This window comes from Catalinimonas alkaloidigena (assembly GCF_900100765.1).
Classification (GTDB): Bacteria; Bacteroidota; Bacteroidia; order Cytophagales; family Flexibacteraceae; genus Mooreia; species Mooreia alkaloidigena.
This window is the reverse complement of record NZ_FNFO01000011.1, coordinates 260,031-280,237: the sequence shown is the minus strand read 5'-3', so window position 1 is coordinate 280,237 and position 20,207 is coordinate 260,031. Positions and strand designations below refer to the sequence as shown.

14 protein-coding genes are annotated in these 20,207 nt (G+C 58.8%); 4 read left to right on the top strand and 10 right to left on the bottom strand.

The genetic code is table 11. The features are described from left to right. The first annotated feature begins 152 nt into the window (after positions 1–152). Positions 153–575, top strand: coding sequence for a DoxX family protein (locus tag BLR44_RS23720; protein WP_089686863.1), 423 nt, complete (start codon positions 153–155; stop codon positions 573–575). Positions 576–643: 68 nt separating this feature from the next. On the opposite strand, the gene BLR44_RS23715 is transcribed toward BLR44_RS23720, so the two are convergent. The 4 genes from BLR44_RS23715 to pta all read right to left on the bottom strand — a co-directional run bounded on the left by BLR44_RS23715 (position 644) and on the right by pta (position 7,884). Continuing rightward, positions 644–2,290: an alpha-L-rhamnosidase-related protein gene (locus tag BLR44_RS23715; protein WP_089686861.1), complete on the bottom strand. Its 1,647-nt coding sequence runs from the start codon at positions 2,288–2,290 to the stop codon at positions 644–646. Positions 2,291–2,744: 454 nt separating this feature from the next. Beyond that, entirely contained in the window at positions 2,745–4,247 is a 1,503-nt protein-coding gene (locus BLR44_RS23710) for a DUF1593 domain-containing protein (protein WP_089686859.1), read from the bottom strand. Between the two features lie 129 nt (positions 4,248–4,376). Beyond that, positions 4,377–5,576 (bottom strand): acetate/propionate family kinase, encoded by a 1,200-nt coding sequence (locus tag BLR44_RS23705; protein ID WP_089686858.1) that lies wholly within the window; start codon positions 5,574–5,576, stop codon positions 4,377–4,379. 217 nt (positions 5,577–5,793) lie between these two features. Beyond that, positions 5,794–7,884, bottom strand: a complete 2,091-nt coding sequence (gene pta / locus BLR44_RS23700) for a phosphate acetyltransferase (protein WP_089686856.1) — start codon at positions 7,882–7,884, stop codon at positions 5,794–5,796. Positions 7,885–8,312: 428 nt separating this feature from the next. Here pta and BLR44_RS23695 point away from each other — a divergent pair, with 428 nt between their 5' ends. Next, on the top strand, positions 8,313–11,795 hold the full coding sequence (locus BLR44_RS23695; RefSeq protein ID WP_089686854.1) for an esterase-like activity of phytase family protein: 3,483 nt from the start codon (positions 8,313–8,315) through the stop codon (positions 11,793–11,795). 133 nt (positions 11,796–11,928) lie between these two features. On the opposite strand, the gene BLR44_RS23690 is transcribed toward BLR44_RS23695, so the two are convergent. Together BLR44_RS23690 and BLR44_RS23685 are read right to left on the bottom strand one after the other, a co-directional pair. Then, positions 11,929–12,972, bottom strand: a complete 1,044-nt coding sequence (locus BLR44_RS23690) for an aldo/keto reductase (protein WP_089686852.1) — start codon at positions 12,970–12,972, stop codon at positions 11,929–11,931. 177 nt (positions 12,973–13,149) lie between these two features. After that, positions 13,150–15,339: a rhamnogalacturonan lyase family protein gene (locus tag BLR44_RS23685; RefSeq protein WP_176956184.1), complete on the bottom strand. Its 2,190-nt coding sequence runs from the start codon at positions 15,337–15,339 to the stop codon at positions 13,150–13,152. Positions 15,340–15,807: 468 nt separating this feature from the next. On the opposite strand from BLR44_RS23685, the gene BLR44_RS23680 reads away from it, so the two are divergent. Together BLR44_RS23680 and BLR44_RS23675 are read left to right on the top strand one after the other, a co-directional pair. Next, positions 15,808–16,251: an HPP family protein gene (locus BLR44_RS23680; protein ID WP_218127165.1), complete on the top strand. Its 444-nt coding sequence runs from the start codon at positions 15,808–15,810 to the stop codon at positions 16,249–16,251. Between the two features lie 81 nt (positions 16,252–16,332). Continuing rightward, positions 16,333–16,737: a DUF1622 domain-containing protein gene (locus BLR44_RS23675; RefSeq protein WP_089686850.1), complete on the top strand. Its 405-nt coding sequence runs from the start codon at positions 16,333–16,335 to the stop codon at positions 16,735–16,737. An 83-nt stretch (positions 16,738–16,820) separates the two neighbouring features. Here BLR44_RS23675 and BLR44_RS23670 read toward each other — a convergent pair whose 3' ends face one another. From BLR44_RS23670 to BLR44_RS23660, 4 genes are all read right to left on the bottom strand, one after another. Beyond that, positions 16,821–17,138 (bottom strand): hypothetical protein, encoded by a 318-nt coding sequence (locus tag BLR44_RS23670; RefSeq protein ID WP_143017434.1) that lies wholly within the window; start codon positions 17,136–17,138, stop codon positions 16,821–16,823. A gap of 307 nt (positions 17,139–17,445) precedes the next feature. Further along, on the bottom strand, positions 17,446–18,282 hold the full coding sequence (locus BLR44_RS23665; RefSeq protein WP_089686846.1) for an MBL fold metallo-hydrolase: 837 nt from the start codon (positions 18,280–18,282) through the stop codon (positions 17,446–17,448). Positions 18,283–18,356: 74 nt separating this feature from the next. Next, a complete protein-coding gene (locus tag BLR44_RS28955) occupies positions 18,357–18,500 on the bottom strand; it encodes a hypothetical protein (protein ID WP_176956183.1) in 144 nt (47 codons plus the stop codon). Positions 18,501–19,278: 778 nt separating this feature from the next. Continuing rightward, positions 19,279–20,037, bottom strand: coding sequence for an outer membrane beta-barrel protein (locus BLR44_RS23660; RefSeq protein WP_089686844.1), 759 nt, complete (start codon positions 20,035–20,037; stop codon positions 19,279–19,281). Between the last annotated feature and the right edge of the window lie 170 nt (positions 20,038–20,207).

Below are 20,207 nucleotides of genomic sequence, written 5' to 3'. Positions count from 1 at the left end.
TTCCGGCACGGGGGGCGACAATACCCCTCTCCTTTTCCGGGCCATCACTTCGGCCGCCTGTGGTGGGACGAACTAAAAAGAGGCCTAGCCAAGCCCTTGAAAATGAGGAAATTAAACGCTACCTTTTCTCAACAACCAACGCACCACACCTCATGGATACCATCGTCAGACTCAACAAGTGGGCCAATGCCCACACCAACGTCGGCTTCGATTTTCTCCGCATCGCCCTGGGGGGCTTCCTTTTCTACAAGGGCATCGATTTCATGACGCAAACCGAACAGATTATCCGCGTGCTCGATCCGATCGACACGTTCGGCTGGACCATGATCATCGTCCACTACATCGCGATGGTACACCTGTTCGGTGGGCTGCTGATTGCCATCGGGCTGCTGACCCGCCTCAGCATTCTGATTCAACTGCCGATCCTGATCGCGGCCGTGCTGCTCAACTTCATCGGCGACATGAACGTGAGCAACCTGGTGCAGGCCTCAGCTGCCTTGTTGCTGTCCTGCTTCTTTCTGGTGTACGGCTCGGGCAAACACTCCGCCGACTACATGCTGAAGATGCGTCAGTAACCCTTCCGTCTTACCGCCCGAGTGGTCAACGCATTCCGGTGCGGCGGGGTAGCGTATGCCGTTCCCGACTACCGCTGAAAAATCTCCGGGTACTTGCGGATGAAGTAGACGGGTGTGCAGCTCCAGGCGTGGCAGTAGCTGTTGACCGGAAAGAAATTGTAAGGAGACAGGCGCTCGTTCGTCGGGTCGTAGACTTCCCAGAACGTATCCGCGCCCTTCTTCACCATGCCGCCCCAGTACTCGACAACGGCGGTGCGGGCTTCGTCCGTCAACCCGCAGGCAATCAGCGCTTCCACGTAATAGTGGTACAAATAGGGTGCGCCGGGCCGCACGGCGTTCGGCTGGGTCTGCAACGCACGCAGGGCGCGTTTCCCTTGTGCTTTGGTGGCTACCCCGCTCAAGATCATCCACGCCTGCGAGGCATACGATACCTGCCGGTCGGGTCCACTGACGAACAAACCCGTCCCTTTCTGGTACAGATGCTTCCGGGCGGCGTTGGTCATGGTTTTGATGAGCCCGGGCAGTTGCGTTACCTCCCCTTCCCGGCCGAGTTGCTGCGCCAGCGCGTACGTCCGTTTCATCGCCAAAATCATGATGCCCTGCAGGGACGCCTGCCGGTCGAGTTGGTCGTTCCAATCCACAAACAACCACCAGCGGTTGGCCGTCGCCGTCTGATGATCGAACAAACCCTCATCGTTCAGGTACGTGGTGATGTGGTCCATCTGCCGTTTGGCCACGGGCCAGAGGTCTTCGGCGGTGGCGCGGTCGCCGGTGGCTTGCAGGTAGTCGTAGAGCGATACGTTGTAGAGCAACGAATAGTCGAACAGGAAGGGCGCGCCGCGTTGCGCATGAGGCTCGGGCGTCTCGAAGGCGTTGGAATAGAGGAACCCATCTTCCCGGCACAGCCCCGCCAGCAGGTAAAAGCACCGTTTGGTGAGGTCGTGGTTCTGAAACGAATAGACGTTGGCGAGCGATTCCAGGTACAGATCGCCGATCCAGAGACGGCGGTCGCGCTTCGGTCCGTCTTCGTAGACCGTCTGCATGCACTCTTTCAGGGTCAGCAACCCGATGCTGTCGATCTGCGTGACGAGCGGATCGGTCCCCGCAGCCAGCGCCGGCGGCATCTCCCCGACCGACGTCACCGCCCGGAACTGCAGGTCGGCGATGCGGAAATCGAAGTAGGGCGAACTGCCCAGCAGCTCAATCTTCAGGTAGCGAAACGACATGCGCCGCTCCAGCGTGATCGTATCGGGAATGTGCATCACGGTGATGACTTCGTCCTGCAACCACGCCCGGCTCAGCGAACCGGGATAGGGATCGAACGGTGTCGCCAGTTCCGACGGCACCTCGCCGAACGTGAGGCGGAAGCGGGACGGCGCGTCGGACGTGCCGCGCAGGGCCGCCAGCGAAAAAGAGAAGTAACCCGTCAGGTGCTCACCGAAGTCCAGCACCACACCCGACTGCCCCTTAAATGAACGCTCGTAGACGCTGTCCATCGGCAGTGCCTCTACTGCCTTCCAGCCCTGAAATGCCGCCGCATCTTCCACCAGCCGGACGGTATGCAGCGGGCGGTGGATCGTCTCCTGCAAGTTCGGTTTGTACTGTTCGGCCTTTTGCAGCCAGCCGGGGCGCTCGGCCTCAAACATCACCTCCTGCGCCCGAAGCGCCAGCGGAAGCAAGACAAGCAGTAGCAATACGCGTAAAGGTTGTTTCATGGTGGGATGATCAGGTTGTAGGTTTGGAAGTTAAAAGTGTAGAGTTAGGAGTTTTGAGTTCAGAGTTCAGAGTTCAAAGAATCTTGAAAGAGATGGAGCACACTTGGTTGGGAACATCGCCTCTCACTGCGTTTTGGTTATCGGTTAAGTAAGTGATTGGTGTATCAGGACAACGTGTTCGCCCTGCCATATAGAAACGCCTACTCGTGTTTATTGCCCACTTCCGAGGGCTGTCTGTTTTCTTCTCCAGCCGACCGACGGCCGCTTGCGTTCGCCTTCAAGCCGTCGGACGTCACTCTGCCCTCCACTCCAAGCGCCTCGTACTCACTCATTCACCACCTCACACCTTACCCATTACCCGCTATGCCCTCTGCGCCCCGCGCTATTCACTCATGCTGTAATTCACTGATTCATTCATTTCCTCGCCCTCTGCGCTATGCCCTCTGCATCTAGGCTACTTCACCGTGACGATGACGCGTTGGTAGCGGGTGAGGGCCGGCGAGCCGCCGTCGGTGCCTTCCAGGATGAGGTGAATCGTCTGGCCGGGTTTCGCATCGGCGGGAACGGTAACGGCCGCCTGGGTCTGCTCAGGTTTTAGAAGGGTGACGTTTCCCGGATACGTGCCCGCCTCCTGGTACTGCCACCAGCGAAACTGGACCGGATCGCCGTCGGGGTCCTGGGCAGCGCCTTTCAAGGTGAGTTTCTGGCCGGGTTTGGCGGTGAGGTCCAGCGCATGCTTTACCGAGACGGTCGGCGCGTGATTGGCCTCCTCGTAGGACTGAACGCACCAGTCGGCACGAGCGGCGAAGTCATTCTGAATCACATCGATCCAGCGCGTCTGCGGATAGGTCGTCTCGGCCGAGTCGACGTAGGGGTTGTAATCTTTCACCTGGGGACCATCTTCCCAGCGGCGGGGGTTGGTCGGCGAGGGCACCATGCGTCCGCCCCATCCGCCGTACGACGGGTCTTCGCGACTCCGCAAGCCGACGTCCAGCAGAAAGAAATAGGCCGGTGAATCGCCTTCGGAGATGAAGTCATACTGCTGCAGTCCATACTGCTTTCCGGCGTCGGGCTGCCCGTGCGTATGCTCCGGGTCGCCTTTGATCTGCTGCCCGTCGCCCCAGAGGAAATACGACGCCAGCAGCGGACCGTGATCGAACTTGATGTGCTCGGCAAACCACGTTCCACGCAGGTAGGTCTTCAGCTCGGCGGGCACCACGCGCGGCCACAGGTACGCGAAGCTCCAGAACTGATCGGAATTGTAAAACACGCGGATTTCGGGCCAGTGCGGCGCGACGTATTTCTGGTAGGTGGCATCCTGGTCGAGCACCGTATAGAGCACCGCCTTGTCCGACACTTTCCGGTAAATTTGGCCCCACTGCGGCGTACCCTGGTATTCCTCCTCGATCGACTTCAGCGCCCGCGCCACCGTGTTCGTGCCGCCCCAAATCTGCAGGTAGAGCGGCCCCGGTTCATCGTCCAGCAGCAACTGCTTGATAAATTCCGAGCCAGGCGTCACCTTTTCCATCTCCCCTTCGAACTCGATGTTCCCCACCCGAACGATGCTTTTCAGGTAGTCGGGCGTGGGGTAGCCGTCGGCGTGTTGCTTCAGCGTGGGGTACACTTCGGCATACTGATCGATGTAGCGTTCCATCCAGTCGGTACCGGGCCAACGCAGTTCCGTCCGCTCGCCGTATCGCTTCGCCGTATTGGGCATCTCGGAGGTAAAGCGGGTGCCCTGACCGTCGCCGGCGTAGTGCCACTGCGAGCTGCTGTAGACCAGCGCTTCCAGGTCGAACTCGTTGGCGTAGAGCAACATGCGAATGAAGGTATCGACGTCGTCGACTTCGCCGTCGGTGGTGACCACTGTGCGGGGTTTGGGTGCGGCCGTCGCGGCAACAGCGGTCCAGCTGCACAACAGAAGCAGCCAGACCAGGCGGGGCAAGGAAGGGAGCATGCGTAGGTGTTTACTTAACGTGTCCGGTCGACACAATAAAAGCAAGATACGGATTTTTGGAAGAAAGCAAACGATCCCTACCCAAATGCCGCTTTTCCAGTCCACCGAGGTCAGCGGCGTACATTTCTCCTAGTCCTTTAACAACCCGAAGCATTGCCGGGCGATTTCCAGTTCTTCGTTGGTAGGAACGACCAGAATTTTGATGGGCGCGTCTGGCACGTTGATTTCGCGGAGGTGTCGGGCGCGGGCTTCGTTTTTGGCGGCATCCAGGCGAATGCCCAGAAAATCGAGGTCGGCGCAGGCCATTGCGCGGGTGCGGGCATCGTTCTCGCCCACCCCGGCCGTGAAAACGAGCGCATCCAGTCCGTTGAGCACCGCCCCATACGCCCCGATGTACTTGCGAATGCGGTAGGTGTACATCGCGTAGGCCAGTGCGGCCTCCGGGTTCCCGTCGTCCATCGCCCGGGCAATGTCGCGCATGTCGCTGTGTCCGGTCAGACCCAGCATGCCGCTCTGCTTGTTCAGAAGCGTGTTGAGTTGCTCAGGGTCGTAGCCCCGGTCGTTGATCAGGTAGAAAAGCACCGACGGATCGATGTCGCCACAGCGGGTGCCCATGACGAGGCCGTTCATCGGCGTGAAGCCCATGCTCGTCTCCAGCGACTTCCCTCCGCGCACCGCCGCCATGCTACAGCCGTTCCCCAGGTGCAGGGTGATGAGCCGGGCATCGGCCTTGCCCAGGTAGTCTGTCGCCCGTTCGGCGACGTACTTGTGGCTGGTGCCGTGGAAACCGTACACGCGGATGTGCTGCTGGCGGTAAAATTCGTTCGGAATGGCGTAACGAAACGCCCGCTCGGGCATGGTCTGGTGAAAGGCCGTGTCGAAGACGACTACCTGTTGCGCCCGCGGAAAGATTTGCTCGGCCACCCGAATGCCCAGCAGATTCGGTGGATTGTGCAACGGCGCGAGCGAAGCCAGGCGCTCAATCTCTTGTTTTACCTCTTCCGTCACCACCGTCGCTTCCGAAAAGCGCTCCCCCCCGTGGACCACCCGATGCCCCACCGCCTCAATCTCGCCGGGATCGTGAAGGACGCCATGCTGAGCGTCGGTCAGGAGTTGCATCACCGCTTCCAGGGCCGCCCCGTGGTCGGCAAACGCCGCCGTCGTTTTCGTCTCGTCTTCCGTTCCGTTTCGGTACACCTTGTGGGTGATCTCGCCCCGCTCCTGCCCGATTCGCTCGACGATCCCATTGCAGAGGGGCGACTCGCCCGGCATCTGAAACAGTTGGTACTTGATGGAGCTACTGCCGGAATTGATCACGAAAATGTTCATGTGGAGGTTAGAAGGTTACAGGTTCGAAGGTTGAAAGGTTATAGGGTCAAAGTCTCAGGTCATAGGTTCGAAAGTCCATCGGGGTTGTCAGCGTGCCCAGGACCTAACTCCGTAAAGAGGATCGATGTAGCGCGGGAAAGATTTTTGACAGAAAGACCTCTTCTTCCCACTTCAGACTTCACACGTTCCTCTGCCCCAAGCGCCCCGCGCCATTCACTCATTCTTGACTCTGGATGGCGGTGATGACCACCGTGTTGAAAATGTCGGCGACGGTGCAGCCTCGGCTCAGGTCGTTGACGGGTTTGTTGAGGCCCTGCAACACCGGGCCGATGGCAAGCGCCCCGGTTTCGCGCTGAACGGCCTTGTAGGTATTGTTGCCCGTGTTGAGGTCGGGGAAGATCAGGACGGACGCCTGCCCCGCCACAATGGAATTAGGCATTTTCTGCTGCCCCACGACCGGATCGACCGCCGCGTCGTACTGAATGGGGCCTTCCACTTTCAGGTCGGGACGGCGGGCTTTGACCAGTTCCGTCGCCTTGCGCACCTTCTCCACTTCTTCGCCCTGCCCGGAACTGCCCGACGAATAGGAAAGCATGGCGATGCGCGGCTCAATGCCGAAGTTGAGGCTGGTATCGGCCGAGGCGATGGCGATTTCGGCCAGTTGCTCGGCGTTGGGATTGGGGTTGACGGCGCAGTCGCCGAACACGGCCACGCGCTCGGGCAGGCACATGAAAAAGACGGACGAGACCACCGAAAAGCCCGGCTTGGTTTTGACAAACTGCAGCGCGGGGCGGATCGTGTGCTGCGTGGTGTGCACCGCACCCGACACCATGCCGTCGGCGTGGCCTTTGTAAACCATCATCGTCCCGAAATACGACACGTCGGTCATCATGTCGCGGGCCATGTCGTGGTTCACATTTTTCGTCTTCCGCAGCTCGTAGAACGTCTCGACGTAGTCCTCGAAGTAAGGCGATTCGGTCGGGTTGACGATGCGCAGCCGCTCCAGATCGACCTGAATACCCAGGCGGTTGTAGGCCGCGGCAACTTGCGTGGGATCGCCCAGAATGGTCAGGTCCACGATTTCCTGTTGGATGAGGCGCGCGGCGGCGGTCAGAATCCGGTCGTCGTTGCCTTCCGGCAGCACGATGTGGCGCTTCTGCTGCTTGGCCCGCTCCACCAGCTGATACTGGAACATGCGGGGCGTAAGCCCTTCGGAGTGGAACGTGATGATCCGCTCGTCGAGGGCGGGCAGGTCCATGTATTTTTCGAACGTGCTGATGGCCAGCTCGATTTTCTTCGTGTTGCCGGGCGTGATCCGCGACTGAATGTCGCCCACTTCGTTGGCCGTCTGGAAGGTGCCCTTGTCGACCGAAATGATCGGCACCACGGTCTGCAACCCTTCGATCAGCTTCAGAATGGATTCGTCGGGCGTAAAGCCGCCCGTCAGCACAATGCCCGACACTTTAGGATAATTGAGCGAAATGTTGGCCTGCAGTGCGCCAATGATGATGTCGGCGCGGTCGCCGGGCGTCACGATCAGCGTGTTGTCCCGGAGGCGCGGCAGAAAGTTGGGAATTTGCATGGCCCCGACCACTGAAAGATCAACCTGTTGCGACAGCAGATCTTCCCCGAACAATAGCTGCCCACCCACTGCCTGAAACACCTCCTGCATGGTCGGGTTTTTCAACTCCCGTACCTCAGGAATCACCGCAAAAATCGTCTGGCTTTTTTCGGGCGACGGCAGCATGGCCCGCACGTCGTCGACCAGCGCGGGATCGACCTTGTTGGCAACCGCGGCCAGCACCTGCACGTCTTCTTCCTGAAAGCTGTTGAGCGTCGTGATGACCGCGTTCACCACCTGCGAAGCCGATTTCCCGGCCCCCGACACCACCACAATGGCGGGGGCGTTCAGGTTTTTGGCGAAGGCCACGTTGGTCCCGAACTCGAACGCCACGCCGCTCCCCACAAAGTCGCTCCCCTCCACAATGATGAATTCGTACTCTTCTTCCAGGCGCTTGTACTTCCGGATGATCGTGTCGATCAGCTCGTCGGTATTTTTCTCTTCGGCCAGTTTCAGCGCTTCGTCGCGCGTGTAGGCATACGTCGCTTCGTACGAAATGGGCAGGTCGAAGTACCGCAACACGGTTTCGATGTGCACGTCCCGCTGAAGCGCCGGCGCGTGGTTGATGATGGGTTTGAAATAGCCGATTCGCTCGGCATTGCCCAACAGGCGATTGAGGACGCCCAGCACCACCATCGATTTACCGCTGAACGGCTCCGCAGTGGCAATGAATACAGATCTCGTCATAAGTGTCGGAACGAAAGACCGCCCTTCGGGTTTGAGGCACCCAAACGGCCAGCAGGGTTAGCATCTGCGAACAAAGCTAAGGACTGAACCCTAACCCCACGCTTTTTTCCGGAAGAATACGACGTTTTTCAGAAGATCGCCTCACCCTTACGCTACTAAAGGCCCCAACCCGAGGCGTATGCCATTCGGATACAGCGTGTTACAACACTACTAAAACTAAAAAGCTAAAACCGGGACAAGATCTCGCTAAAAATCAACTCGATCGAATTTAGGGCATTATGCTTCCTTTAAATCGCACGTCTCCACAGTAAAATTCGCGTAACTAAAAGGCCTCAAATCCATAACCTGTTTGGATTGCCCCGCGGGGGGTGATTTTAGAATTTTGGATCGCTTTTTTAGCGCAATCCCTTCACACAACGTACGCATCTATGCCTTCTTTTTCACTCGTTCCGCCACGCGCGCGGTCCCAATCCGCACGCTGGCTTACCCAAACGCTCCTGTGGGGCGGTACGGCCGCGGTGCTCCTCTCTACCGCCGCCCATGCCCAGGACGACCAGCTTCTCAAACGGGCGGTGCTCGATGCCGCCACCTTTTCGCCCGGCCCTACGTCGGGTACGCGCATCGGCGAAGGGTCGGTCAACGGACAGCCCGTTCCGTTCGTCGACCAGCAGCCGGTCCAGGGCATCTCGGCCATTCTGGCCAACGACAACGGCACGTTTTGGGTGATGTCGGACAACGGCTTCGGCAGCTTCGAAAACTCGGCCGACTACCTGTTACGCGTCTACCTCATCAAGCCCCGCTTCGAAAAAAAGGGCGGCGGCAAGGGCGACATCAAGGTACTGAAGTACATCACGCTGCACGATCCGGACCAACACATTCCTTTTGCCATCACGAATGCGTTTTCTGACGAGCGCCTCCTGACGGGCGCTGACTTCGACATCGAATCGATTCAGCGCGACCGGGACGGCACGCTCTGGTTTGGCGACGAATTCGGGCCGTTCCTGCTCCACACCGACGCGCAGGGGAAGGTGCTGGAAGCACCGATTGCCCTGCCCGACTTCGCAAACGAAGGCCAGGACGTACGCGCACCGCAAAACCCTTACCTGGAAGAGGCCAGCGCCGGACGCATTATGAACGCCATGTACGCCCACGCCAAACGCTTCGGTAACGAACGCGTTCCCGTCATGTCGCCCTGGTACGTGATGATCGACGACCAGGACCCTACGACGTTCGATCCCAGCCGCGAAACTCCGCCCGCCGGCTTGCCCGCGGCGTCCAGCGATATTTTTAACGTTTCGTCACTGCAAAGTGCAGGCTATCCGGTGGTGGCCTGGACCGTGAACGACTCCGCCAGCATGCAGAAGCTGATGCAACAGGGCGTAAACGGCATCATTTCCGATAACCCCGCCCTGCTGTGGGAGATGGTGAGCCAGTACGACGGCAACGGCGATGGGCAACCCGACTTTCTGGACGAAGAGGGTCTGCTGGATGTCCACCTGTTCGACGCCCAGGGCCACCGGGGCGGACGCAACCTGCGGCCGGAAAATACGCTACCCGCCATGGAAGCGGCGCTCGACTACCTGATGACGACCCTGGAAACCGACTGTGGCATTACGGCCGACGGCGTGCCCATACTCGACCACGATCCGCACATCGAATCGGCCAAAGCGCGCAAAGCCGACGGCACCCCCTACACCTACGAAGACGAGGTGCTGGTGAAAGACCTGACGCTGGCCGAAATTCAGACGACGTTCATCGCCGACCAGCTGCTGGCCGGTCGACCGGATCAGACGAACGACCTGACCCTCTCGCCGGTTTCGGTAGCGTTCGCCAGCGCCAAAGGCCTCATGAGTCCGTACGTGATGCCCTCGCTCGCGCAACTGTTCGAGTTTGTGGACTATTACGTCTACTATTACCACTACGGCCCCGGCAGCAGCAGCCCGAACGCCGCGTTGCGCTGGAAAAATGCCGCCCGGGTGCGATTCAACATCGAAACGAAAACCAACCCGCGCACCGACACCGACAACCGGGGGGATGTGTTTGCCGAACGGACCATCGCCACTGAACCGTTTGCAAAAGCCGTCGCCGACGTGATTATGGCGCACGGCCTGGAAGAACGCGCCGACATCCAGAGCTTCGACTTCAACACGCTGCTGGTGGTGCATGCCTACGCCCCGGCGATCCGTACGGTCTGCCTGTTCGGCGACTTCCCGAAAGTGGGCGACAGCGGCGACGGCACCAACTTGCAGGACCAGGACGGCACCAATACGCCGTGGCTGGGCGGCCTCTACTGGCCCTACCGCCAGACCAAGCGCGACCATCCGGTGCGGGCGCAGGGCAGCGGTGGCTTTGAAGGCATGGCGTACGACCCGTGGGCCAAACGCCTGCTGCCGCTCCTGGAAAAACCACTGATTGGAGATGATCCGCGTCAACTGCTGATCCACGAATTCGACCTGCCCAGCAAGTCGTATACCGGCGTGCAGTACCGTTACCCGCTGCACCCGCGCGGTGCCGCCATTGGCGACTTTATTCTCTTCAATCCGAAGCGTGGCCTGATCATCGAGCGCGACGGTTCGCAGGGTAACCTGGAGGGATTCAAGCAGGTCTACGAAATCGAATTATTTGACGACGGTGCCCTGGTCGGCAAGAAAGACGCCGTCGACCTGCTCGACCTCCGCGACCCGCACCAGATTTCCGGCCCCGGCCTGCCTGGCGACGTGGGGCTGGGCGAGCGCTTTGCCTTCCCGTTCGTGACCATCGAAAGTGTGGTGGTGTTCAACGACAAACGCATCGGCATCCTGAACGACAACAACTATCCGTTCTCCATCGGGCGGCACGTGGGCGCGGGTCTGCCCGACGATAACGAGTTCATCGTCCTGAAGCTGGGCGAAAAATTAGGCAAAGGCCACATCACGGCGGAGCCGGTCTTTATGCTGGTCGATGCCGATACCGACGCTGACCTGATGGAACTGAAAGACGGCGCCACGCTGAACCTGTCGACCCTGCCTCCGCACCTGACGGTCCGCGTTGAGTTTCCGGGCCTGTCCTTCGGCAGCGTGGTATTTAGCCTGAACGCGACGCCGGTACAGACCGAGAACCAGGCACCTTATGCCCTGGCCGGTGACAATAATGGCGATTTTGCACCCTTTGCGTTTCCCTACGGCACGCAGGTACTGACGGCCCTTCCCTACTCCCAGCCGAACGGCCTGGGCGTGGCGGAGTTGCCCGCGACGGTTCATTTCTCGGTCGTTCCGAGCCAAGTCAGCGGCTTTACGCTGATCGATGCCGCCACCGACCAACCGCTGCGCACGCTGCACGATGGCGATGTGCTGGACAAAGCCGATTTTACGACCCAGGTGTTCAACGTTCGTGTCGATACCAAAGCCGATTCGGTGGGGAGCGTGGGCATCCGCATCTACCGCGACGGGACGCTGGTAGCCAGCCGCACCGAGAACCAATGTCCCTACGCCGTCTGGTCCGATGCCGCCGGCGATTACCACCCGTGGTCGGCCGAGCCCGGTACGTACACCCTGTGGGCAGCGCCTTATGCAGCCGCCGACCGGCAGGGCACACCGGGCGAAGCCATGCAGATCAGCTACACCGTCGTCGACACCCTACCGACAGCCAGCACACCCCGGGCCCAATCGGCGGCCCACACCGCGGCGCCTGTCGACTTTCAACTACTCCCCAATCCGACCTCGGGCCGTGTGCAGGTAGACTATACAAGCGCCTCCGCATCGGCCGTGCTGGAGTTTCTTCTGTACGATGCTACGGGTCGTCTTCTGAGCCGCCATGCGGCGGTGGGTGCGCTGCATCAGCAACTTGATTTGCACGATCGTCCGGCAGGCGTGTACTACGCCGTGCTGATCCACCCGGCAGGGCGGATTACCCGCAAGGTCGTGCTCCAGTAACTTTTTGCCCTCCTATTGCTGACAGAAGGGGATGCAGGTGGAATGCATCCCCTTTTTCTTGTATCCATGCTGTCCGAACCTAAAAAGGCTACCGAAACGTCTCCGGTAGCCTTTCTTTTTGCGTGCGGCAGCGCTACTTCACGTGTAGCTCTTTCTGTTGCGCTTCGCGGTCGCGGGCTTGTCGCTTGAGCATCCAACCCGGATATTCCGGCGGCAACTGGCTCACATCGTCCAGTTGTTGCAGTTCCTCGTCCGTGAAGGTCACGTCGATGGCCGCCAGGTTGTCGTTCAGTTGTTCCAGGCGCTTTGCGCCGATGATGACCGTGGTGACGGCCGGTTGCTGCAACAGCCACGCCAGGGCCAGCCGCGCCACCGAAACGCCTTTCGACTCGGCCATCGGGTGCAATACATCCAGAATGTTGAAAGCCCGCTCCCGGTCAACGGGCGGAAAATCGAAATTGGCCCGCCGGGCGTCGGCTGGTCCTTCGCCGTTGCGTTTGTATTTGCCGCTGAGCAGCCCACCGGCCAGCGGACTCCACACCATCAACCCCATGCGCTGGTCTTCCAGCATCGGGATGATTTCGCGTTCCAGGTCGCGCCCGGCAATGGTGTAGTAGGCTTGCAGGGATTTAAACTTTGCCCAGCCCTTCTGCTCCGAACAGGCCCGCGCCTTTACGATCTGCCACGCGGCCAGGTTGCTGCACCCGATGTAGCGCACCTTGCCGTGTTCTACCAGAATATTCAACGCGTCGAGGGTTTCTTCCAGCGGTACAAACGGATCGAAGCCGTGAATCTGGTACAAGTCGATGTAGTCGGTTTGCAGTCGTTTGAGGCTCGCTTCCACCTGCTGATGAATGTGATGACGAGACAGCCCCGTCTGGTTAGGCCCCTGCCCCATCTGCCCACGGACTTTGGTGGCGACGATCAGCTCGTGCCGGTTCAGTCCCAGGTCTTTCAGCGCCTTGCCGGTCATCTCCTCCGAGAGTCCCTCCGAGTAGACGTTGGCCGTGTCGATGAAGTTGATACCCGCCTCCACGGCGGCTTTCACCAGCTCGTTCACGCCCTCCTGTTGCACCTTCCCCACGGCTTCGAAGTACCCTTTCCCGCCGAACGTCATGGTGCCCAGGCACAGTTCGGAGACCAGTAAGCCCGTGTCTCCCAAAATGTTGTATTTCATGAAAATGTCGTTTGAAGTTGAAAAGTATAGTGGTAACGAGCCCCGTTCCGAACAGGTTGTTGCGTTGCGCCAATCTGCACCCAAAAGCGAAGGCTCCACGGCGGCACTACTCGGTGGAGCAGTGGCGCGGTGGAGCCGCTCGGGATTCGGGCCGTGGCTACCTGAGTTTCGGCAGGGTTATTCTCTCAATAATTTGAACGTGCGGATGCCTTGGGTCGAAGTGATGCGCAACAGGTACAAGCCGGGCGATAGATGCGACCCAACCGTGCAATTTCCCTGCGAGGCGCCGGAGAGCAAGGTACGTCCCGTAGCGTCCAGCAACTGGTACTGAAAGGGGGACTCGTACTGCACGTAGAACGCGCCGACCGAAGGATTGGGGTAGATTTTGACCGGCAGCGGGACGAACGAACGGGCCCCGGTGGGTGACCCTTTTACCACCGTGATGTCGGGCCGGGGCGGTGGGGCCATGCCGCCACCGAGGTAGAAGCCCGGATGCGGCGGCTGGTTGTAGGCGCTGTTTTGCCAGGCCACGGCGACGCGGTACTGCGGGTCGTGCATCAGCGTGTAAATGCGTTGATCGGTCGGAATGGTCGTGGTGAAAATCCGCAGGTGTGCGTTGTCGGTCGTGCGGTACATCACCTCTTCGCGCCAGTCGCCCATCAGGTCGGCACTCAGCGCCGGGTTGGACTTGGTGCCGTTGTTACTTTCCACGCCGTAGGTATACACGGTGAACAGGCGCTGCGTCGTGTTGGTGGTGGTATCCCACTTGTCGATGACCGTGCGGTCGAGCAGTTCGCGTTGCAGGTCGCCATCCCACCAGATGCCGAAGTTCATAGACGGTTTGGTGTCGGTAATCCACGTACCGTCGCTGGCGTAGAGCCCCCCGCGCGAAGCCCAGCATTCGTAGCCTTTGTAGCGCGGATCGATGTCGGAAGCCATGCCCCGCCCAACGTCGGCGCGGGCCTCGGTCACGGTCCACAGCGGCGTCCCGGTCAGCGCGTCGATGAACGCCGCACCGATGTTCCCGTTGTAAGCGGGCGACTCGTGGGGCATCCAGAGTTCGAGGCCCGGCCGGTCGGGGTCCATGTCGCTTACATGCAGCGCGTCGCCGTGGCCCAGCCCGTTGGCCCAGAGGCCGGTGCCGTCGTCGTCGATGGCACTGGAGCCGTTGAAGATCTCCTGGCGGCCGTCGCCATCCACGTCCGCCACCGACATCTGGTGGTTGCCCTGCCCGGCGTAGGCTTCGTTGCCCTCGTCGAAACTATCGAACACCCAGCGCAGTGTCAGGTCGCCGTGGCTGAAATCCCAGGCCGCGCGCACCAGCCGCGTGTAGTAGCCACGCCCCATGATCAGACTGGGATGCTGCCCGTCCAGGTAGGCCACCGCGCCGATAAACCGGTCGATCCGGTTGCCGTAGTCATCGCCCCAGATCTCCTTGATTTCAGCGGGGGTCGGATTCTCGATGGTCGGGTGGCGACTCGGCACGTACGGTTCGGTATCCAGGATAGCCCCTGTCTCCCCGTTGAAAACGGTCAGAAACTCCGGACCTTCCAGAATCCAGCCCCACGCGTTGCGGTGGTAGGCGTTCGGGTCGCCGATCACGTTGCCCTGGGCGTCGCGTGTGCCATCGGCGGTTTTGCAGGCCACTTCGGCTTTGCCGTCGCTGTCCAGGTCATACACCATAAACTGGGTGTAGTGCGCCCCGGCGCGGATGTTCGGCCCCAGGTCGATGCGCCATAGGTGCGTGCCGTCCAGCTCGTAGGCGTCGAGCAACACGTTGCCCGTATGCCCACCCTGCGAGTTGTCCTTGGCGTTGGTGGGGTCCCATTTCAGCACGATTTCGTAGTCGCCGTCGCCGTCCAGATCGCCCACGCTCGCGTCGTTGGCGGTGTAGCTGTACGAGACGATGCTGTCGGGCCGTACGTGGATCGTATCGTCGGGCGGCACCTGCAACGGAATGTCGAGGTAGGGCTGCTCCCAGACGGGGGTCGGCGCGGACGCTTCCTGCTCAACACCCGCCACCACGGCACGGACGGTGTACGTCACGCCGTCGGCGTAGTGCAGCGGGGCGGATTCGCCCGTGGCGACGACCACGCCCTCCAGATCCACAAAATTGGTCGATTGCGTGATGGGTTCGGGGTTGAGTTTGGTGCCGTTGCGGTAGACGTTGAAGGCCACATCGGCCGAATCGGTGCCCAGCAGGCGCCAGCCTACGTAGACGGCGTCGCCGTTGCGGACCGCCACGACACCCCGGTTCAGGTACTCCATCTGGACCTGTGCCCGCGCAGAAAGGGCGCACAGCAGTGCAGCGCATCCCAGCACATACACCCGTAGGCATTTGCGAAAAAAGTAGGTTGTTCTGTTCATAAAACGGAAATTATGGAGGTGAAATAAATGCGTAGTCAGACGGGGCTCACTCAAGTGGCCCTTCACTCAAAAGTGGCGAACGCATGCGCCTAAAAATGTCAGGACATCAACCCGATCCTCTTCCCTCAAAAAATCCAGCCTTCCTCGCTCAAATGGTTGTTCGAATCCACCGTAGCGCTGGTCAATCGCGCGGTCTACGGCTCAACGCCACCCGGGCACCGAAGGCGAAGCCCAAAGCGTTTCGATTGATTTGTCGATATAATCTACTCTTACGACAACCCCACGCTCAACTTCCCCCAAACCCCACTCAAAAAAACCAACATATTCTCTGAACGTATCTCCCGGCGTGCCGCGTCTGATTCCGTGGGTCGGTAAGGGCCGAAGCGTTTCCATCGCTCTGTGATTGCTCCTTGAAAGAACGCATTTCCCGAACCGTAACCGTGCCAGCGACGTAAACCGGGGTGCATTATGGCCACTCCCATTAATTCCCGTTCGCTCGGTCGGACACAGTTCAGCATTCGCGATGAGTTACAACTAGCGCTACTGCCGACGGTGGTCGTACTGGTGGTGCTGGTCATGCTCGAAATGTTCAGCAGTCAGCGCCTTCTGTTTTCGTCGCTGCCATCCAGCGCCTTTCTAATCTACCTGGCACCCGACCACCGCACCAACCGCATGCGCACGCTGCTGCTGGCGCAGGTGGCCGCCGCGAGCGTCGGATTTCTGGCCGAACGGCTGATCGGGCCTAACTACTGGGCTGCCAGCCTGGCGATGCTCCTGACCATCGTGCTGATGGTGAGCGTGGACGCCATGCATCCGCCGGCCGTTTCTACCGCGCTGAGCTTTGCGTTCCGGGGCAGGAAACCCGTGCGCTGCTGCTGTTTGGCCTGGCCGTCGGTCTGGTGGTGGTCCTGATCGCATTGCAGCGGTTTGTGTTGTGGCAGTACACACGCTTTACCCGCCGAACCCCTTGATCGCCACGTCGTTACTCTGATTATGGAAGAAACCTACTCGATTGAATCGCTCATTGTAGAAGCCGTCCAGTGGCTCAAACTGGGCATTGAAACCACCGGCGCGCTGATCGTTGCCTTGGGCGTGGTGCTGGCCATCGTGCAGTTCGGGCGCGCCATCGCTTCGAAACAGACGCACAACTTTACCGCAATCCGGCTGGTGCTGGCGCGTTACCTTGCCCTGGCGCTGGAGTTCCAGCTGGGAGCCGACATTCTGTCGACAGCGGTTGCCCCGAGCTGGGAACAGATCGGCAAGCTGGGCGCCATTGCGGTGATCCGAACGGGCTTGAACTACTTTTTATCGCTGGAAATGCGGCAGGAACGCGCCACCGCATCGCACGAACACGCCATCCAACAGAAGGCTGCCCCGTCCGCTGACCCTGAGGTTTAATTGCCGTCACATTAGACGGAATGGCCATAAAAAAACCCCACGCGGTGGCGTGAGGCAGTAGGTTTAAAGCGATAACGTTTCCGTTACGGAATGCGGCTCGGAGACGCGGGTGTCGGGGTCGACAAAATCTGGAAAGGACCACGCCGACGTTCGGCCGGTTGTTCCGGTTCCATCACGACGACATCGCGTCCGTTATCGACCGAGTCTTCAACAGTGGCGGTACGGTTGCTAAATTCACCGTACTCGTCGGCTGGCGTCGTCATCTGCTGGGTGGTGTCTTCCTCTACCATATCGAACGACCAGTCGTCTTCGACAAACGAGGAATCGGACGTACTCTGGGCCTGGACAAATGTGACGCTAGCGCCTATAAGAAGTAAAGTAAAGGCAATTCGGGTTAACATAGTTGTAAAAATTTATATACCTATAAAAAAACCTCCCGGTACACCAAGAGGCTGCACCTTGTGGAGGTATAGGGTTCTTTACGTAGCGCTGCGTAAAGGGTTAGCCCACCCGGCGAAAACCTCAGAAAACTCTTCCACCAACCAACTGAAAATCAATTAATTAACCTTAATCTATCGCTGTAACACTACGTCAAGTATTGCTTCGGATCAGCGTCGTAGCGGCCCCTGGCGCAGCCCTCTTCGCGCATAAAAAATCCGGTCTCCTGCCAGAAACCGGAAAATGGCGAAAGTTGGCCTGTGGGTGCTGCTATTGTACGGGATACCAGTCGCGGAGGCGTACGTCGATGTTGGGGTCCTGTTTGGTGACCAGCGACTTAAACTTCTCCACGTCGCTCAGTTTCCCTTCCCCACCACGAAAGTGAAACGGATACACGATTTTAGGTTTGAACGCCAGCACCGCGCTGGCAGCATGCGCCACGTCCATGGTGTAGGGCAAATTCATGCAGACAAACGCCACGTCGATGTTTTTCAGTTGCCGCATCTCGGGAATGTCTTCGGTATCGCCCGAAATGTAGACGCGCTTGCCCCCCAGCGTGAGCACGTAGCCGTTGCCCCGCCCTCGCGTATGCCGGGAGTCGGGCGATTCGGGCAGGTTGTACATCGGAATGGCCTCGACGCGGATGCCCTGCCAGGTGAGGGCCTCGCCGTTGGCCAGCTCGTGCGTTTGCTTGAAGTTGATGTCGCCCAACTGGTCGAGCACGGCTTTCGGGGCAATCAGCTCCGCGTGCGACAGATCCAGTTCCTTCAGGGTTTCGGGATGGAGGTGATCGCCGTGGATGTCGGTAATCAGCACCAGGTCGGGAGCCGGCACCTTGTTGAAAAGCTCGGCTCCACCGTACGGATCGGAATATATGGTCTGGCCGTTCCACTGAATCACCAGACTGCTGTGCAGAATCGGGTGAATGGACATGGCCCCTTTGTCGGTCGGAATCCGATCCGGCTGGGCGGCATTGGGTTGTTGCACAACCGTTTGGACGGTATCGATGCGCAACGGTTGCGGAGGTTGCTCCGACTGCGCGTAGCCGACCGACGTGGCCGCGAAAAGGGTGAAGACAGAAAGTATGGAAGGTAACTTCAGTTTCATGATGAACAGATGTTTCCCCTCTTAACGAAAAATCGTCGCCAGTTGTTTATCCGCCACAACATGTGACCTGTTTCCTACGGTTGCGCCCCGAAACGGTAGGCCACCCCCACTTCCAGCGCAAAGCCACGCAGACGAGGGCCACCGGCGGCAACACGGGGCGGGGTAAAATCAGGATGGTATGGGGTAAAAGTAGAAAGCGACAGTTCATGGGCAAGCATTTGAGTGAAATCCTTCTCGCCCAGCCATCAACTGGAACGAAGTACCCAGCGTGAAAAAGTTGGGATTCGGTCTTTCCTGTAGAAATGCCTCTCCAACGTCATAAGAGTCAGGTGTGTGCTTAAGTAAGGTATGGGCATAGGTTAGATCAAGCGTCCATCTCGAAGCTACATGGTAGCGCACTCCGATGACTCCTTGAAGCCGTTTGATGTAAAAAATGGATGACCTAGGGCTTGAATATGGTAAAGAGCTTGTCCTCACCGTATCGTCCGGTTCCGTGAAAGTCGCTTCACTTTTCAAAGCATTGTCTACATATCCTCCGAAGGCCGGGCCGGCAAAGAAGGTAATGCGCTCGCCTTTTTCCTGATACTGAATCAAAAGAGGAACCGTCACAAACACGCTCTTTACATCCGTGGTGCCCTCTCGTTGACTACCATCAGAAGCTACATCGGTGTAACCCAGTGCGTAGCGTAAGCGATCGAAGAAGCCCCCCGTCCTGAGGCTAAGACGCAGAGGAAGTTGCGTTTCCAGTTGCAGACCTACGCCATAGCCCGGCTTACCGCGGTAATACGTGTCATTTTCATGGTTGACCGAGGGAGAATTTTCCCTGGCAGGTATTGTATATCTGCCTCCACATGCCGGGGCGTCGGTACATGATCGTTGCCTTGCACGGTGGCGTAGACCCGCAACGATTGAGCCGAGGCTGAGATAGATAGGCAGCAGAGGGAGGCGAGTAAAAAGTGACGGTTCATATGAAAAGAGGATAGAGATCGATTTTTCTCACAAAGCCGCGATCCGAAAAGAAGTACCCAGCGTGAGGAAGTTAGGATTGGGTGAGGTTTGCCAAAATATGTCTGTTACCTCCTTTACAGGCTTGTTGGAATCGTATGTGACTAACGTATGTGCATAAGAAAAATCAATCGTCCAACGCTTGGCTATGTGATACCGTACGCCCACTATGCCCTGTAGACGCTTGACGTACAAAGCCGAAGACCTGGACCTGCCGACAAAGTTGGAACTAGTCACGGTACCGTCGGCTTCGGTTGTGGTGGCTTCGCTCTCAGAGGAGTAGGCCATAAATCCACACCATGCCGGTCCGGCGAAGAAAGCAAAACGATTTCTTTCTTCCTGGTACTGTACGAGCAAAGGAATCGTCAGCAACGTACGTTTGTAGCTGCTTTTTCCTTCTCCCTTGCTTCCATCGCTATCGTACGACGAAAATTTAACTTGATACCGTAGCTGATCTATCTGGATACCGGTGCGCACAGAAACGCGTTGACCCCGACTCCACTCCACCTGTCCCCCGAAACCACACCCCGGTTTACCAGCTTGATAACGACTACGATAGTAGATACCCGGCGTCCAATCGATATCGATTCCTGGTGTTTCCTCTCCTTCGAAAATGGAAAAGGCCTCTCGTATCTGTCGAGGGAAAACAAACTGATAGTTGCCCTGCACGGTGGCATAAAACCGTAGCGATTGGGCTGAGGCAGAGACAGACAGGAAGCAGAGGGAGGCGAGTAAAAAATAACGGTTCATAGGCAAGGAAATCAGGAGAAAGGGATACGGATGAACAACGCAAAAGCCTCTATGAACTATACTTCTGATCCGGAACTTACGACGTTTTTTTTGTAATACAACTTCCCGTTCCTGACCATGACCATGACCCTAGCCCGATCCGTCCCGTTTTTGGTAGTTTTGTTACACAC